At 59.8% G+C, this 17,354-nt stretch carries 13 protein-coding genes and 3 tRNA genes; 2 read left to right on the top strand and 14 right to left on the bottom strand.

Annotated features, from left to right (window positions below; genetic code table 11):
* Window positions 1-5 precede the first annotated feature (5 nt).
* The 4 genes from leuB to leuC all read right to left on the bottom strand — a co-directional run bounded on the left by leuB (window position 6) and on the right by leuC (window position 4,126).
* Complete coding sequence (gene leuB / locus AC3ZU9_RS17970; RefSeq protein ID WP_490091130.1) at window positions 6-1,088, bottom strand: 3-isopropylmalate dehydrogenase; 1,083 nt, start codon at window positions 1,086-1,088, stop codon at window positions 6-8.
* Window positions 1,089-1,141: 53 nt separating this feature from the next.
* Window positions 1,142-1,906 carry a class I SAM-dependent methyltransferase gene (locus tag AC3ZU9_RS17965; protein ID WP_102062130.1) on the bottom strand — a complete coding sequence of 255 codons (765 nt, stop codon included), beginning with the start codon at window positions 1,904-1,906 and terminating at the stop codon, window positions 1,142-1,144.
* Window positions 1,907-2,052: 146 nt separating this feature from the next.
* A complete protein-coding gene (leuD, locus tag AC3ZU9_RS17960) occupies window positions 2,053-2,697 on the bottom strand; it encodes a 3-isopropylmalate dehydratase small subunit (RefSeq protein ID WP_015884976.1) in 645 nt (214 codons plus the stop codon).
* A 10-nt stretch (window positions 2,698-2,707) separates the two neighbouring features.
* Window positions 2,708-4,126: a 3-isopropylmalate dehydratase large subunit gene (gene leuC / locus AC3ZU9_RS17955; protein ID WP_015884977.1), complete on the bottom strand. Its 1,419-nt coding sequence runs from the start codon at window positions 4,124-4,126 to the stop codon at window positions 2,708-2,710.
* A 140-nt stretch (window positions 4,127-4,266) separates the two neighbouring features.
* Between leuC and AC3ZU9_RS17950 the strand changes: the two genes are divergently transcribed.
* Both AC3ZU9_RS17950 and AC3ZU9_RS17945 read left to right on the top strand, forming a co-directional pair.
* A complete protein-coding gene (locus AC3ZU9_RS17950; protein WP_015884978.1) occupies window positions 4,267-5,157 on the top strand; it encodes a LysR family transcriptional regulator in 891 nt (296 codons plus the stop codon).
* Window positions 5,158-5,222: 65 nt separating this feature from the next.
* The gene (locus tag AC3ZU9_RS17945; protein WP_046035316.1) at window positions 5,223-8,519 is read left to right on the top strand and encodes an EAL domain-containing protein; all 3,297 of its coding nucleotides are present in this window, start codon (window positions 5,223-5,225) and stop codon (window positions 8,517-8,519) included.
* On the opposite strand, the gene AC3ZU9_RS17940 is transcribed toward AC3ZU9_RS17945, so the two are convergent.
* From AC3ZU9_RS17940 to AC3ZU9_RS17895, 10 genes are all read right to left on the bottom strand, one after another.
* Window positions 8,516-10,450, bottom strand: coding sequence for a hypothetical protein (locus AC3ZU9_RS17940; RefSeq protein WP_102062129.1), 1,935 nt, complete (start codon window positions 10,448-10,450; stop codon window positions 8,516-8,518). The two genes, AC3ZU9_RS17945 and AC3ZU9_RS17940, sit on opposite strands and share 4 nt — an antisense overlap.
* A gap of 69 nt (window positions 10,451-10,519) precedes the next feature.
* Window positions 10,520-11,470 (bottom strand): hypothetical protein, encoded by a 951-nt coding sequence (locus tag AC3ZU9_RS17935; RefSeq protein WP_490091129.1) that lies wholly within the window; start codon window positions 11,468-11,470, stop codon window positions 10,520-10,522.
* 80 nt (window positions 11,471-11,550) lie between these two features.
* Window positions 11,551-13,290 carry a hypothetical protein gene (locus AC3ZU9_RS17930; RefSeq protein WP_490091128.1) on the bottom strand — a complete coding sequence of 580 codons (1,740 nt, stop codon included), beginning with the start codon at window positions 13,288-13,290 and terminating at the stop codon, window positions 11,551-11,553.
* A gap of 563 nt (window positions 13,291-13,853) precedes the next feature.
* Entirely contained in the window at window positions 13,854-14,831 is a 978-nt protein-coding gene (locus AC3ZU9_RS17925; protein WP_122810202.1) for a tRNA dihydrouridine synthase, read from the bottom strand.
* A gap of 55 nt (window positions 14,832-14,886) precedes the next feature.
* Window positions 14,887-15,321, bottom strand: a complete 435-nt coding sequence (locus tag AC3ZU9_RS17920) for an acyl-CoA thioesterase (protein WP_064055150.1) — start codon at window positions 15,319-15,321, stop codon at window positions 14,887-14,889.
* Window positions 15,322-15,361: 40 nt separating this feature from the next.
* Complete coding sequence (locus AC3ZU9_RS17915) at window positions 15,362-16,195, bottom strand: alpha/beta hydrolase (RefSeq protein ID WP_043206304.1); 834 nt, start codon at window positions 16,193-16,195, stop codon at window positions 15,362-15,364.
* Window positions 16,196-16,209: 14 nt separating this feature from the next.
* Window positions 16,210-16,749: a TetR/AcrR family transcriptional regulator gene (locus AC3ZU9_RS17910; protein ID WP_043205666.1), complete on the bottom strand. Its 540-nt coding sequence runs from the start codon at window positions 16,747-16,749 to the stop codon at window positions 16,210-16,212.
* 182 nt (window positions 16,750-16,931) lie between these two features.
* Window positions 16,932-17,007, bottom strand: a tRNA-Glu gene (locus tag AC3ZU9_RS17905).
* 77 nt (window positions 17,008-17,084) lie between these two features.
* A tRNA-Ala gene (locus AC3ZU9_RS17900) sits at window positions 17,085-17,160 on the bottom strand.
* Window positions 17,161-17,210: 50 nt separating this feature from the next.
* A tRNA-Glu gene (locus AC3ZU9_RS17895) sits at window positions 17,211-17,286 on the bottom strand.
* Window positions 17,287-17,354 lie beyond the last annotated feature (68 nt).

Here is a 17,354-nt window from a genome sequence, read left to right as displayed (position 1 = left end):
AGAGATTACAGATTCCGCAGCGCGGCGACTACTGCGTCGCCCATTTCTTGCGTACCGACCTTGGTGCAACCCTGCGACCAGATGTCGCCGGTGCGCAGGCCCTGATCGAGTACCAGGCTCACGGCCTTCTCGATGGCATCCGCCGCGTCGCTCAGGTTGAAGCTGTAACGCAGCATCATGGAGACCGACAAAATGGTCGCCAACGGGTTGGCAATGCCCTGGCCTGCGATGTCCGGCGCCGAACCGTGGCAAGGCTCGTACATACCCTTGTTGTGGGTGTCCAGGGACGCCGACGGCAGCATGCCGATGGAACCGGTGAGCATCGACGCCTGGTCGGACAGGATGTCGCCGAACAGGTTGTCGGTGACGATCACGTCGAACTGTTTGGGTGCACGCACCAGTTGCATGGCGGCGTTGTCGACGTACATGTGGCTCAGTTCGACGTCCGGGTAGTCCTTGGCCACTTCTTCGACGATTTCGCGCCACAGTTGGCTGGAGGCCAGCACGTTGGCCTTGTCCACCGAGCAGACCTTCTTGCCACGCACGCGGGCCATGTCGAAACCGACACGGGCGATACGGCGGATTTCGCTCTCGCTGTACGGCAGGGTGTCGTAGGCCTGGCGCTCACCATTTTCCAGCTCACGCACACCGCGTGGCGAGCCAAAGTAGATACCACCGGTCAGCTCGCGCACGATCAGGATATCCAGGCCCGCGACCACTTCCGGCTTGAGGCTCGAGGCGTCCGCCAGTTGCGGATAGAGGATGGCCGGGCGCAGGTTGCCGAACAGGCCCAGTTGCGCGCGGATTTTCAGCAGGCCGCGCTCAGGGCGGATTTCACGTTCGATCTTGTCCCATTTCGGGCCGCCCACGGCGCCGAGCAGCACGGCGTCGGCCGCGCGTGCACGGTCCAGGGTCTCGTCGGCCAGCGGTACGCCGTGCTTGTCGATGGCAGCGCCGCCGATCACGTCGTGGCTCAGCTCGAAGCCCAGGCTGTACTTGCTGTTGGCGAGCTCCAGGACCTTGACCGCTTCGGCCATGATTTCCGGACCAATGCCGTCGCCAGGGAGAATCAGAATCTGCTTGCTCATGCGTTCCTCATTTCATCAAGCGACCCGCCCGTGGGCAGGTCGGGAAAAATCAATCAGCGTTCGGCGAAGACCACCAGCACGTCGGTGCTGAAGGTGCCGTCGGCTTGAATTTCGTAGTAATCGCGCACTTCCTGGCCCATCGCCTGTTGCAGCTCAAGGATCGCGGCACGCAACACCTCTGGCGTGCGCATGCGCTCGACCCAGGAGGTGTATTCCAGGCGCAAACGCTGGCGGCTACTGTTGCGCACGTGCAGACCGGTTTCGCTGAGCTGCTGCATCCACTCGGCGGCGGAGTAATCGCGCACGTGACTGGTGTCGCGCAGCACTTCGGCGGTTTGCAGGTAAGTGTCCAACAGCGGGCTGCCCGGTGACAAGACGTCGACGAACGCCACCACGCCGCCCGGCTTGAGCACGCGGCGCACTTCGCGCAGGGCCAGGCGGAGGTCGCTCCAGTGGTGGGCCGAATAACGGCTGAACACGAAGTCGAACTCACCGTCGGCGAACGGCAGGCGTTCGGCGGCACCCTGTACGGTGCGGATGTTCTCAAAGCCGCGGTCTACCGCAGCGGTGGCGACGACGTCGAGCATCTGCTGGGAGAGGTCATAGGCCACGACCTCTTTAACCAGCGGCGCCATATTGAAACTCACATGACCGGCACCGCAACCCAGGTCCAGCAGTCGCGCAGCTCCCTGCCCGACCAGTTCGGCCTGTAACAGCGCGAATTCGGTGCCTTGGGCGTGTACGGCACTGCTCAGGTAGGCCGAGGCTTGCTCGCCGAATTGTTTTTGCACGACTTGGGTGTGGGCGGTGGCGGTCATGGTGGTTTTCCTTGGGTTTTGGGGTGGTTGTACGGGCGCTATCGCAGGCAAGCCAGCTCCCACATTGATCGGTGTTCTCCTGAACAACTCGGTCAACTGTGGGAGTCGGGCTTGCCCGCGATGGGGCCAGCACGACCTACCTCATATCAGGCATCACGAAACAACCAAGGCTGGCTCGCCCGGTGCTTGGCTTCAAACGCGGCAATCGCATCGCCGTCCTGCAAGGTCAGGCCGATATCGTCCAGGCCGTTGATCAGGCAGTGCTTACGGAACGCATCCACTTCAAAGTGATACACCTTGCCGTCCGGACGCGTCACGGTTTGCGCGGCCAGGTCGACGGTCAACTGGTAGCCCTCTTCGGCTTCCACCTGCTTGAACAGCTCGTCGACTTCGGCATCGCTCAAGATGATCGGCAACAGGCCGTTCTTGAAGCTGTTGTTGAAGAAGATGTCAGCGTAGCTCGGCGCGATGATGCTGCGAAAGCCATATTCTTCCAGCGCCCACGGCGCGTGCTCACGGCTGGAGCCGCAGCCGAAGTTTTCCCGCGCCAGCAGCACGCTGGCGCCCTGGTAACGCTCGGCGTTGAGCACGAAGTCCTTGTTCAACGGGCGCTTGGAGTTGTCCTGGTAGGCGTAGCCCACGTCCAGGTAGCGCCACTCGTCGAACAGGTTCGGGCCGAAACCAGTGCGCTTGATCGACTTCAAGAACTGCTTGGGGATGATCTGGTCGGTGTCGACGTTGGCACGGTCCAAAGGGGCGACAAGGCCAGTGTGTTGAGTAAAAGCACGCATCGGGTATTCCTCAGATCAATTCGCGAACGTCGATGAAACGACCGTTGACGGCAGCGGCAGCGGCCATGGCCGGGCTGACCAGGTGGGTACGCCCGCCGGCGCCCTGACGCCCTTCGAAGTTACGGTTGGAGGTGGACGCGCAGTGCTCGCCCGACTCCAGGCGGTCGGGGTTCATCGCCAGGCACATCGAGCAGCCCGGCTCACGCCATTCAAAACCGGCTTCGAGGAAGATCTTGTCGAGGCCTTCAGCTTCTGCCTGGGCTTTCACCAGGCCTGAACCCGGCACCACGATCGCCTGCTTGATGGTCGAGGCGACTTTGCGGCCCTTGGCGATCACCGCCGCGGCGCGCAGGTCTTCGATCCGCGAGTTGGTGCAGGAACCGATGAATACGCGATCCAACTGAATGTCAGTAATCGCCTGGTTGGCTTTCAACCCCATGTACTTCAACGCGCGCTCGATGGAGCCCCGCTTGACCAGGTCAGCCTCTTTAGCCGGATCCGGCACGTTCTGGTCAACCGCCAGAACCATTTCCGGCGAAGTGCCCCAGCTGACTTGCGGCTTGATCTGGGCCGCGTCCAGCTCGACCACCGTGTCGAACACCGCATCGGCGTCGGACACCAAGTCTTTCCAGGCTTCGACCGCTGCATCCCAATCCGCGCCTGCAGGTGCGAATGGACGCCCCTTGACGTAGTCGACGGTCTTTTCATCCGCCGCCACCATACCCACACGGGCACCGGCTTCGATGGACATGTTGCAGATGGTCATGCGGCCTTCGATCGACAAGTCGCGAATCGCACTGCCGGCAAACTCGATGGCATGGCCGTTACCGCCGGCTGTACCGATCTTGCCGATCACCGCGAGCACGATGTCCTTGGCGGTCACGCCGAACGGCAACGTGCCTTCGACCTTCACCAACATATTCTTCATCTTTTTGGCGACCAGGCACTGGGTGGCGAACACATGTTCCACCTCGGAAGTGCCGATGCCGTGGGCCAAGGCGCCGAACGCACCGTGGGTGGAGGTGTGGGAATCGCCGCAGACCACGGTCATGCCCGGCAAGGTGGCGCCCTGCTCCGGGCCGATCACGTGCACGATGCCTTGACGCACGTCATTCATCTTGAATTCGGTGATGCCATATTCGTCACAGTAGTCGTCGAGGGTCTGCACCTGCAAACGCGACACTTGGTCGGCAATGGCTTCGATACCGCCCTTGCGCTCAGGGGTGGTGGGTACGTTGTGGTCCGGGGTGGCGATGATGGAATCGACGCGCCAAGGCTTGCGCCCGGCCAGCCGCAGGCCTTCGAACGCTTGGGGCGAGGTCACTTCATGGATGATGTGACGGTCGATATAGATCAGCGACGAGCCATCGTCGCGCCGTTTCACTTCATGGGAATCCCAAAGCTTGTCGTAAAGCGTTTTGCCGGCCATCAGTCGGTCCTCATCAGCGGTGTTTCTCTATGCCGGGCTTTTCAATAACCCTTTGGCTTGTGAGGCTGATGGTATGGCGCTACATTAAATAACTCAAATTCATATTTTTTATGCTTTGGATTACCAACTGGAATACCACCATGGACTTGGCCAACCTCAATGCCTTTATTGCCATCGCCGAGACCGGCAGTTTCTCCGGCGCCGGTGAACGCCTGCACCTGACCCAGCCGGCCATCAGCAAACGCATCGCCGGCCTGGAGCAACAATTAAAGGTGCGCTTGTTCGACCGCCTGGGCCGTGAAGTCGGCTTGACCGAAGCCGGACGAGCCCTGCTGCCACGCGCCTATCAGATCCTCAACGTGCTGGACGACACACGTCGCGCCCTGACCAACCTCACCGGTGAAGTCAGCGGGCGCCTCACGCTGGCCACCAGTCACCACATTGGCCTGCACCGCTTGCCGCCGGTGCTGCGGACCTTTACCCGGGAATACCCGAATGTGGCGCTGGATATTCAGTTCCTCGATTCAGAAGTGGCCTACGAAGAAATCCTCCATGGCCGTGCCGAAGTGGCGGTGATCACCCTGGCGCCCGAGCCCCACCACCTCGTGCGTGCCACACCCGTGTGGGACGACCCACTGGATTTCGTGGTGGCGCCGGAGCACAGCCTGATCAGCAATGGCCGTGTCAGCCTGGCCGACATTGCCGGCCACCCGGCCGTTTTCCCCGGTGGCAACACCTTTACCCACCATATTGTCAGCCGGCTGTTCGAGGCCCAGGGCCTCACGCCGAACATCGCGATGAGCACTAACTACTTGGAAACTATCAAGATGATGGTGTCCATCGGCCTGGCCTGGAGCGTATTGCCGCGCACCATGCTCGATGATCAGGTAGCAAGTATCGCTTTGCCGGGCATACAGCTCAGTCGCCAGCTAGGCTATATCGTGCACACCGAAAGGACGCTGTCGAACGCTGCGCGGGCTTTCATGAGCCTATTGGATGCACAGGTCGATCTGCCAGGGATACCGGCATGAAACCGTGCGGCCTCAGGGCCTGAATAAACCGCGCTATACGCCCATCGAGCCAAGGCCCTTTGATAATGCGCAACCCCGTCGATTCCGTGCCACCCCTGCCCCGCATTTACGCCCTTGACCCTCAAGAGGCGGAGCAAAGCTGGGACAGCGCCCCGCAACTGCTGGCAGCCCTTAATGCTGCCCGGCTGGGTGCGTGGTGCTGGGAAATCGACACCGGGCGCATCAGTTGGTCACGGGGCACCCAGGCGCTGTTCGGTTTCGACCCCCGCCAGCCGCTGCCCAAGGACCTGGATTACCTGGACCTGCTGGCCCCGCAGGATCGCGGCCGGGTGATACGGGCTTTTCACGCGGTGCTGGCTGGGGAGCCGTTCGAACAGGCCATGCACCACCACATTCAATGGCCGGATGGCACCCATCACTGGCTGGAAATCAACGGCAGCCTGGCGCCGGACAAGGCCGGGCGGCGCCGCATGATCGGGGTGATCCGCGAGACTACACGCCAGCGCGAACGCGAGCACGCCCTCAGCCACTCCGAAAAGCGCTTCGCCACGCTGTTCCACCTGTGCCCCAACATGGTCCTGCTGACCCGCCAGGCCGACGGGCTGATCAGCGAAGCCAACCAGTATTTCGAAATGCTCTTCGGCTGGCCGGTGGCCGACGCTATCGGGCGCACCACCCTGGACCTTGGCCTATGGCGCCACCCCGAGCAACGCGCGCAGTTGGTCAAGGCCACACAGCGCAAGGGCGAGCCCATCACCATGGAGGTGCAATTTTGCGCCAGTAATGGCCAGATCCACGATGGCACCCTCAGCGCGCAAAAGGTCGAACTGGAAGGCGAGGCCTATTTGCTCAGCACCTTCCTCGACACCACCGAGCGCAAAAACGCCGAACAGGCGCTCAAGGACAGCCAGGAGCGCCTTGACCTGGCCCTGGACTCGGCGCAACTGGGCACCTGGGACTGGCACATCCCTACAGGCATGCTCTACGGCTCGGCGCGCGCCGCTCAGTTACACGGCCTGCCGCCGGAACCGTTCCACGAATCCTTCGATGCTTTTTTCGAGGGCATGCCCGGTGAAGAGCGCGAAAACATGCGCAACGCTTACCGAACCCTGCGCGAGGGCCCGGCCGGCAACTATCAACTGACCTACCGGGTGCCCATGGAAGACGGCAGTTCACGTTACCTGGAAAGTCGCGCCCGCCTCTACCGCGACGCCCAAGGCGCGCCACTGCGTATGGCCGGGACCTTGCTGGACATCACCGACCAAGTGGAACGTGAACAACGCTTGACCGCCTCCGAAGAAAAATTCGCCAGCCTGTTCCAGGCCAGCCCCGACCCCATCTGCGTCACCTGCCTGGACGGCGGCGCGTTTATCGAGATCAACCCCGCCTTTACCCAGACCTTCGGCTGGACAGCGGCCGAGGTGATCGACAAAAGCGCCGAGCAGATTGGCCTGTGGGACGAGTCGAGCAAGCGCCTGGAGCGTATCGAACGGGTGATCCGCGAGCAGGCGCTGAACAATGTGGCGATCATGGTGCATCACAAAAACGGCCAAAGCCTGACCTGCGTGATTTCCAGTCGCCTGATCAAGGTCGGCGACCAGCGGTGCATTGTCACCACGCTGCGCGATATCACCCAGCAACAACGCTCGGAAGCGGCCCTCAAGGCCAGCGAAGAGAAGTTCGCCAAGGCCTTCCATTCCAGTCCCGACGCCATTTCCATCACCGAGCGCGATACCGGGCGTTATGTGGAGGTCAACGATGGTTTCTGTCGCCTGACCGGCTACCGTGCCGAGGAGGCTATCGGCCTGACCCTCTACCAGATCGGTATCTGGGCCGATGAAAACCAGCGCTCGGCGCTGTTGGCCGAGCTGCAGATCAAAGGCCGCATCCACCATCTGGAAATGCTTTGGCACAACAAGCGCGGCGAGTTGCTGGCAGTGGAAGTGTCGGTGGAGCCCATCACCCTGAATGAAACCCCGTGCCTGCTGCTGACCGCCCGCGACGTAAGCCTGCTGAAAAACGCCCAGGCGCAGATCCGCCACCTGGCCTACCACGACCCGCTGACCAACTTGCCCAACCGCGCCCTGTTGATGGACCGCCTCAGCCAGCAGATCGCCCTGCTCAAGCGCCATAACCTGCGCGGCGCGCTGCTGTTCCTCGACCTCGACCACTTCAAGCACATCAACGATTCCCTCGGCCATCCGGTGGGGGACACGGTGCTGAAGATCGTCACCGCACGCCTGGAAGCCAGCGTGCGCATGGAAGACACCGTGGCGCGCCTGGGGGGCGATGAATTTGTGGTGCTGCTCAGCGGCCTGGACGGTTCGCGCATGGAAGTCAGCGCCCAGGTACAGGAACTGGCCGACACCCTGCGCGAATTGCTCTCGGAGCCCATGTTCCTCGATGGCCACCGCCTGCAGGTCACGCCGAGTATTGGGGTGGCGCTGATTCCCGATCATGGCTCCACCCCCGCCGACTTGCTCAAGCGCGCCGACATCGCCCTGTACCGCGCCAAGGACTCAGGGCGCAACACCACGCAGATGTTCCACAACAGCATGCAAAAAACCGCCAGCGAACGCCTGCGCATGGAGACCGACCTGCGCCTGGCCCTGTCACGCGGCGAGTTCAGCGTGCACTACCAGCCGCAAGTGGACGCGCGCGGCAACAAGATCGTCGGCGCAGAGGCCCTGGTGCGCTGGCAGCATCCGCAACTGGGCGCGCAGTCGCCCGCCGAATTTATCAAGGTGCTGGAGGACAGCGGTCTGATCCTTGAAGTCGGCACCTGGATCCTTGATGAAGCCTGCGCGGCCTTTCAACAGCTGATCGCGGAGGGCTTGGTGGACCCGCTGAATTTCAGCCTGTGCGTGAATATCAGCCCACGGCAGTTTCGCCAGAACGATTTTGTCGAGCGGGTGGAGCGCAGTCTCAAGCAACACCAACTGCCATTCAGCCTGTTAAAGCTGGAAATTACCGAGGGCATCGTGATCCAGAACCTGGACGACACCATCAGCAAAATGCGCCGCCTGAAAAAGCTCGGCGTGAGCTTCGCGATGGATGACTTCGGCACCGGCTACTCATCGCTCACGTACCTCAAACGCTTGCCGGTGGACGCGCTGAAGATCGACCAATCCTTCGTGCGTGACGCCACCCATGACCCTAACGACGCCGAAATCATCCGTGCCATCGTGGCCATGGCCCGCAGCTTGAACCTGGAGGTGATTGCCGAAGGTGTGGAAACCCAGGAGCAATTGGCATTTCTGCAAGGCCTGGGTTGCCATCTGTACCAAGGGTATTTGCACAGCCGGCCACTGCCTATGCTCGGATTCAGGGAGCGCTTGATCGCAGGCGACGGCCGGGCCTAAATCAGTTTGAGTGCAACGCCGCCCTTTTGCATCCATTCCGAGCCTTGCAAGTCGCGCTTGACGCCATATTCATCCAGGGCGCCCTCGACCACCACCACGGAGTGCCAGAAGTTCGCCAGGGTGCCTGGCACGCCTGACGCGAGTTCCTGCACACTGCTTGGCCGAGTAAAGGCGTACAAGCCAAGGCGGCGCAATGCATCGCCGGGCATCTCACCGTCGTTCAGCGTTTGCAGCGCAGCGCCAAAGCTGCCCCCGGCCTTGAACTCATGATTCTCCCGTTGGGCGCGCTTGGCGCTCACCGCATAAAGGAACACAGCGTCGTCAACCAGGCCCTTATCCTCCCCCTTGAAGTTGGCGGCTGCTCGTGCCATTTCCAGCTCGGCATGGGTGAGCGTCACCGTGCAGGCGTCGCGCATGGTGATGGTGAAACCTTCCAATGTTTCAGTCACACGCTTGTAGATGCCCAGCGGGTTTTGCCCGTACTTCATCATCGCCGCCTTGATCGCCGACACCGTGACACAGTTGCCCTCCACGCCTTGATAGAACCCGGCCCAGATATCGGCAGGCGGAACACCTACAGGCGCCGCCGAGAACTGCGCAGGCCTACCCTTGTGCGGTTCGCCGGGTAAATCCGCAGCAAGTTGATAGCCGTAGTCCTTCACGACAGCCGCTTTCCCACCCTGACCATGCTTGATGCCCTCGACGACCAACTCGCCTGAAAAGTTGAACGTATTGGTGACGCCGACGCTGTGTGGTTCAAGCAACTTGCCGGGTGGTGCAACCCGCAAAAAACCGATCAGGCCCATGCCCCTCAAGACGTTGTAAGGCGTTTCTCCACGCAAGGTGCCCGATAACGCCGAATCAAACTGAACATTGCGTTCAATTTGCTTGCGCTTGGCAAACGCGGCCAGCATGAAATGGGCGTCCGTGATCATGTGCGCGTCCGGGCCGGTAAACCGTGAAGCTTCGCTGGCACGCTGCAGCTCTTGCCGGGATAACGTCAGTTCAAACCCATCCTTCATGGTGACGCTGTACCCGCTCTGCGTACCCTCGACTTTTTCAAACATGTCGGAGGGCGAACGACCGAACCTGAGCATCATCAGTTTGATGACGGCGGCATGGCTACTCAGGTCGAATACTTCACCAACATTTCGCGAGGACGTGGTGAAACCCTGCAACACCTCGGCGGCCTGGGGGCGGACATTCTTCGTGGGCGGGTCGGCTTCGGGCACGACGACCGGCGTGACAGGGGACGGGATGATGCGGGGCTTCGGCGCGCTATCGTTCACCAACGTGTACAGATAACTACGATCAGGTGAGCTCTCCCTGCCGAAGCGGTGCGCCTTGCCAGCGTGAATCAGGGACGACCCCGCATCATAGCTATCTACCACACCGTTACCCCCTTCGCCGACAACCGTCGCGGTGGGTACATATTGGAGATGACCGGACAACCCCATGCCTTTGAGCATGTTAAACGTCGTCTCCCCCTGCAAAGACTCGGTCAATACCGCCTCAAAACCTGCCAGGCCAGCGGCGTTGCCACTGCCGAGTTGTTTGCGTTTGATGAATACAGCCAGCGCCAAATAGGCACTGCTCAAGATATCGCTATCATTGCCGGCAAAACGCGACGCGGCGGCCGCCTGCTGCAACTCCTGCCGGGAAAGATGCAGCTGGATACCATCTTTCATGGTCACGTCATAACCATCACCGGTGCTGCGTACATCATTGAACATATCGGTAGGACGCGCGCCAAAGGTGAGCATCATCAGCTTGATGACTGCACTGTGTGAACTCGCGTTGAAATGCTCGCCAAAGCGACGCTCCGGCGCATCAAATGCAGTGAGGGGCGTAACTTGTTTTTCCAAGTGACTCGACAACAGCGGCGCCATCGACATTGAGCGAGCAGAAGAACCCGTTGCGAACGTACTCATATCATTAACTCTTAAATGAAATAGTCGGGCGAATCCGTGACCGATAATTCGGGCCGTCGAACGGCGTTATCAGATCAACGCAATGGCTTGCCCCTCTGTGGGTCGGCCGCCTTTACGTCCGTAGATCTCCTCACTCCCGTTCACCACCGCAACCGAGTGCCGGCGCCTGTTGACCATCCCGATCAACGATTGGTCAGCGAACTCACGCACCGACACGCGCTTCATATGAGCTTTTAACCCCAGGCGTTTGAAACCTTCCCCCGGCCCGTGTTCATCCTCACCATTATTGAGCGTGGCGATGGCCGCATTAAAACTTCTATTCGCCCAGCCGTCGTTGTTCTCCATTTGCGCTCGCTTGGCAGAACACGCAAACAGGAAGTGCGCATCCTTTAGCATTCCAGGATCATTAAGTTGCACAAAGTTGGAACCACGAATAGCGCTATTCAACTCTGACTTCGTCAATTTCAACTCAAACCCATCGCGCATAACGACTTTAAAACCCTCTGCGACCGGCTCAACAGACGTGTAGATATCCTTTGGGCTTTGACCAAACTTCGCCATCGCCGCCTTGATGGCGGAAACGGTTACGCAATTACCATCCTTTCCTTGCCGAAAGCCATTCCAGATATTGTCGGGTTTTTCACCTTTACGCTTAGTGGAAAGTTCGGGGATCGGCTCGCGTCGCTTATCGGTGGGTGTTGTATCAGGAGCCGGTAGCACACGGGGTTGTGGTAGAGGTACGTCATTCTGGGTCGAATCAGGTGGGGGTACATCTTTACGCAAAAGCCTCTGCAACTGGTTGAAGAACTGTGCGAACAGATCTACCAGCATCCCCATCAAGGCCGTAGGGTCTGCGTTGTTACTGAAACCTTGGGGCGTCACGTCTATACGGGGCGCCGGTGTCGCCTCATTTGCATTGGCCCGGTTAACGGAAGCCGATGCGCCGCGAGTACCAGGGTCAGGGACTCGGAAGGGCTCGATGGAAAGTCGTGCAGCAGGGTTATGGCTTATCGATGACATGCTTCAAATCTCTCTGAGTGCTCCCTGACCGCATGGGCCAGGGAGCGGACATTGATGCTCAACGCCTCAAGACAGCAGGCTCAGAAGCGTGGACGGAGGCTGGGCCTTGCAGCTCGATGGTTGTCGAAACGGTTGTGCGAAGCCTTGTTGAAACCGTCCACGTCATCCGGTGCGGGGCAGGTAATGTCCGGAGTGGGCGGAGTGTCGGGCTTCGGGTCCACGGTGGACGGGGTAACCGGAGACTGTGGCACCGGTCGCTTATCGACATTCGTCGTCACCGGCGGCTGTGGCGCCGGTTGCTTATCGACATTCGTCGACACCTGCGGTTGTGGCGATGGTTGCTTATCGACTTTCGTCGTCACCGGCGGCTTTGGTGATGGTCGCTTATCGACATTCGTCGTCACCGGCGGTTGTGGCGATGGTTGCTTATCGACATTCGTTGACACCGGCGGTTGTGGCGATGGTTGCTTATCGACATTCGTTGACACCGGCGGTTGTGGCGATGGTTGCTTATCGACATTCGTTGACACCGGCGGTTGTGGCGATGGTTGCTTATCGACATTCGTTGACACCGGCGGTTGTGGCGATGGTTGCTTATCGACATTCGTTGACACCGGCGGTTGTGGCGATGGTTGCTTATCGACATTCGTTGACACCGGCGGTTGTGGCGCAACTTTTTCACCGGTATGCGGGCAGTGACAGCCCTGGACCTGCACGGTCAGGTTGATCTCCGAAGACTGTTTATTATTCTGTTCAACACGGGTGAGAGGCGTTAATTCCGGCTTGCTACTAGGCAAGAGCGTGAGTGGCACGCTCGTAGTCGTAGCCGCTTTGGAATCCTGGCCCGGCTTCGTGTTGGCCTTGGCATCCCCTTCAGTAACAAGCTTGGGTAGCACGCTGGTCTGCGTAGTCGCCTTGGAATCCTGTTCCGGCTTCGTTTTGGCCTTGGCATCCCCTTCAGTAACAAGCTTGGGTGGCACGCTCGTCTGCGTAGTCGCTTTGGAATCCTGCTCCGGCTTCGTGTTGGCCTTGGCATCTCCTTCAGTAACAAGCTTGGGTGGCACGCTGGTCTGCGTAGTCGCCTTGGAATCCTGTTCCGGCTTCGTTTTGGCCTTGGCATCCCCTTCAGTAACAAGCTTGGGTGGCACGCTCGTCTGCGTAGTCGCTTTGGAATCCTGCTCCGGCTTCGTGTTGGCCTTGGCATCTCCTTCAGTAACAAGCTTGGGTGGCACGCTGGTCTGCGTAGTCGCCTTGGAATCCTGTTCCGGCTTCGTTTTGGCCTTGGCATCCCCTTCAGTAACAAGCTTGGGTGGTACGCTCGTCTGCGTAGTCGCTTTGGAATCCTGCTCCGGCTTCGTTTTGGCCTTGGTATCGGCTTCAGGAACAAGCTTGGATGGCACGCTCGTATTCGTAGTCACTTTGGCGTCAGGGCCCGGCTTGGTTTTGGTCTTTGCATCCGTTTCGGGAGTCCCTTTGTCGGATACGCCCGTGTCCGCAACAACCTTGGAATCGGCGCCAGGTTTCAGTGGGGGCTGGGCATCCAGTTCACCGGGCAACTTGGGCAGCACCCCCATGCCGGCGAGCATGCTACGCATCGCCTTCACCGCGAACTCAAACATGGCAAACAACTTTTCCAGGGACTCCTTATTCACGCTCACATTGTTTTCTTTTGGCGCAGGATGACTGTCTTTCAGAAACTTATTCGCGCTGTCCGTGGACGAGGTCAGTTCAAGCGGCTTATTCATGGGCACTGATGATTGATTAAGTTGTGCGTAATCCGTGTTCATCGGCACGAACTGTTTGGTCGATACATTAGACATATTTTTATTCCTTAAGCTGTGCCATCCCCCGCACTGACAGAGGAGGCACACTGAGTGATTTAGAGTATGAAACAACCGTGAGCACTACAAACTCGCAAGATTCGTGGGGCGTAACGGAGATGAGTTCCGAAAAACCGCAGCTCATATAAGGAAACCAAATGACCGATGGGAACTTTTACCTATGGACATCCAGCGAGAAATCAAGGCTGAGCGTGGATCATTCGCCTCTTTAACACACACATCGGGTAACACCCCGGCAAAAAAGCAACTTAAAGAAAACATTCAACTTAATTAGCTCATCCAACGTATGTTAATTGACGCGCACGCAATGACTTGGGCAGCCGAGCGACAAAATCACGCATTAAAACTTAGTAGCAGTCGAGCCAGCCGCTCATGGTTACTTTCATATATCCCGCAACACCCCAACAACTGTCCAATGACTATGAATATTGAAAATCGCCCCAGACATCATGCCGTTACGCCCCACGTAACTTTTCAGGCAAAAAAAAAGGCGCCTTTCGGCGCCCGTTACAGCAAAGGATGAAACACTTATATATGTAAACTTAATCTTTCAACACCGCTGACTGCTCTCGTTGACTGGGCATACCCAGCAAACGTCCGACCTGCTCCAGGTCTGTCTCCCTGCGCATCAGGGTAAATAACTCCACAGCCTCAGGGTAGTTGCGCGTGAGCATCGCCAGCCATTGCTTCAAGCGGCCCGGTGCTTGACGTTCGGTCAGTTGCGCCACCGACTGGGTCCAGAAATCCTGAAGCATGGGCTGCATCTCTGCCCAGGTCATCTCGACCACTTCCTCGCCCGCCCGCGCCGCTGCGATCTGCCGCGCCAAGTCCGGACGTGCTACAAGGCCACGACCCAGCATGATGTCTTCGACGCCGCTGATTTCCCGGCAACGGCGCCAATCTTCGACACTCCAGATATCACCGTTGGCGAACACCGGCACCTTGACCACGTCCTGGACCCGCGGGATCCATTCCCAGTGGGCCGGCGGCTTGTAGCCATCGGTCTTGGTGCGCGCATGCACGACAATATGTGCCGCGCCGCCTTCGGCCAGGGCGGTGGCGCAGACCAGGGCGCCATCCGGGCTGTCGAAACCCAGGCGCATCTTGGCAGTGACCGGTATGTGAGCCGGTACCGCGCGGCGCACGTGCTCGACGATTTGATTAAGCAGCTCCGGCTCCTTAAGCAGCACCGCGCCGCCCCGGGATTTGTTGACGGTCTTGGCCGGGCAGCCGAAGTTGAGGTCGATGACTTGCGAACCCAGCTCACACGCCAGGGCGGCGTTTTCCGCCAGGCACACCGGGTCAGACCCGAGCAATTGCACACGCAGCGGCACGCCGGCAGCGGTGTGGGCACCGTGCAGCAGTTCCGGGGCGAGCTTGTGGAAATACGCTGGGGTGAGCAGGCGGTCATTGACGCGGATAAACTCGGTCACGCACCAATCGATACCGCCGACGCGGGTCAGCACGTCCCGCAGGATGTTGTCGACCAACCCCTCCATGGGCGCCAAAGCAATTTGCATGGAAAACACTCAACAAAAATCGTGGCGCAGTTTACTGGGTTTCCCACAGCAACCGTTAACCCCCTGTCAGGGCGGGGCCGTAACCGTCGAGAAACTCGGCGGGCATGCGCTTGGGCTTGCCGCTGGACAGTTCGATGCAGACAAAGGTGGTGTGCGCGCGCAACAGCGTTACGCCGTCACGCGGCCGGACCAGCTGAAAACGCCGGGTCATCTTCAGGCGCTGGTCCCAGTCGACGATCCAAGTGGCCAGTTGCAATTCGTCGCCTTCATAACCTGCAGCCAGGTAGTCGATCTCGTGCCGCACCACGGCCATGGCACGGTCCAGGCGGCGATATTCGGTGAGGTCCAGCCCCAGGCGCTGGGAGTGGCGCCAGGCGCAGCGCTCCAGCCAGGACACGTACACCGCGTTATTGGCGTGACCCAGGCCGTCGATGTCTTCAGATGCAACCTGCAGATCGATGATAAACGGCGTTGCCAAATCCCAACCCATGCCTTGCTCCCAGTCGATTAATGTCGGCGGGGAGAGTGTATCAGGCGCTTTGCAGCGCCTGTAAACGACGGCCGGCCAACAGCGCCAGCACAGCGTCGATCACACGCGGATCAGCCAGCACTTTCTGATGACCGCCCTGCTCCAGCCGCAACAGGCGGCTGTCGAACCAGGCTTCGTGGATGGCCTGAGACGCCTTGACCGGGACGAAGGTATCGTCTTCGGCATGCACGATCAGGCCGGGAATATTCATCTGGTAATGGGCCACGTCCAAGTGTTTGAGCGGCATTCCGAACGTCAACTCGACTTCCTGGATAAACGCCGAACGCGCCCGCGCCGGCAAACCGACCATCTGGGTAAACCCGCGCAGCACGTCCAAAAAGCGCGACGGCGAGGCAATACTCACCAACGCCTCGGTGCGCAACCCCAACTGCACCGCGAGCATCGCACTGGCGCCCCCCATGGAATGGCCGATCACGGCGTGCAGCGGCGGCAACTCGGCGGCGGCTTCAAGCATGGCGCGGGCAAACAGCAGCACATGGGCTTCACGCCCTGGCGAACGGCCATGGGCAGGACCGTCCAGGGCAATCACCGAGTAACCATTGTCGACCAGCGCAGTGATCAGGCTGGCAAACTGCGTGGGCCGGCCTTCCCAACCGTGCATCAACAACACCGCAGGCCCTTGGCCCCAGCGCAGGGCGGACAACCCGAAACGCAAGGTGATGCGCTCCGATTGCGCCAGCAGCGGCAGTTCCCAGTCGCGCGGTGGCAGGTCGCGTGGCGTCATGAAGGCGCGACGCATCCGATTGGCCACGGTTTGGGGGGCCAGGCGCCCCAGCGTGCCGTTGAAGCGACGAATCCAGGTCAGCGTGCCCATCATGCAGCCCTCTTCTAGCGCACGGCCGACTTGGCGGCGCGCAGCACACGGTCAGACAGTTCCCCCGGCCCCAAGGCGCGGGCCAAGGCCAGGCCACCGATCATCAGCGCCATGTCAGCCAGGGCTTTGTCGGTGTCTTCAGGGCCCGCGGCGAGTTGCGCCGCCATCAGCTCGCAGTGGTCGTTCAGCGCCTGGCGGAATTCATCCGGCAGTCGGCTCATCTCGCCGACGGTCGCGGGGATCGGGCAGGCCTGGGCGGTTGAGTCACGGTGCTTGCGCGACAGGTAAAATGCCGCCACCAGGCCTCTGCGCTCCTCGCCGGTGAGCTGTGAATCCATGTCGTCAATCGATGCGCGACGCTTGGCCAGCAACTGGGTGAAGGCCTCCAGCATCAGCGCGTCCTTGCTTTCAAAATGCGCGTAGAAACCACCGACGGTCAGCCCCGCCGCGCCCATGACTTCACCCACACTCGGTTCGGCCGGGCCACGCTGGATCAACGCAGCGCTGGCGGCCTGCAAAATACGTTCGCGGGTTTGCGCTTTTTTATCGCTCATCATTGCCTCCGTCGTTCATGGGTTGAATATTATTACCATAATAATATTTGGCAAGCGACAGGCATGACCGTCGGTCAGAAGAGAAAGCAAGAAGGGAAGAAAGAATTGGCCAAACGCCAGACAAACAAAAGGGCCATTCAATAATTGAATGACCCTTAAAAATCCCGCAGAGCGGGTAATCGTGGCGTCCCCTAGGGGACTCGAACCCCTGTTACCGCCGTGAAAGGGCGGTGTCCTAGGCCACTAGACGAAGGGGACACAAACCTTCTGTACATTGATCAGGCTGAGACTGATCGATTCAAGGACGGTGTGGCCGGAACCTTGAACCTGTAAATTGGTGGAGCTAAACGGGATCGAACCGTTGACCTCTTGCATGCCATGCAAGCGCTCTCCCAGCTGAGCTATAGCCCCGGATTTTTCGTCTCGCGACGCAGCAGACCTTTCGAGCTGCTTGTTGAAACTGGCGTCCCCTAGGGGACTCGAACCCCTGTTACCGCCGTGAAAGGGCGGTGTCCTAGGCCACTAGACGAAGGGGACACAAACCTTCTGTACATTGATCAGGCTGAGACTGATCGATTCAAGGACGGTGTGGCCGGAACCTTGAA

It is taken from the genome of Pseudomonas sp. A39 (genome assembly GCF_058145955.1).
This window is presented reverse-complemented; position numbering and strand designations above follow the sequence as displayed.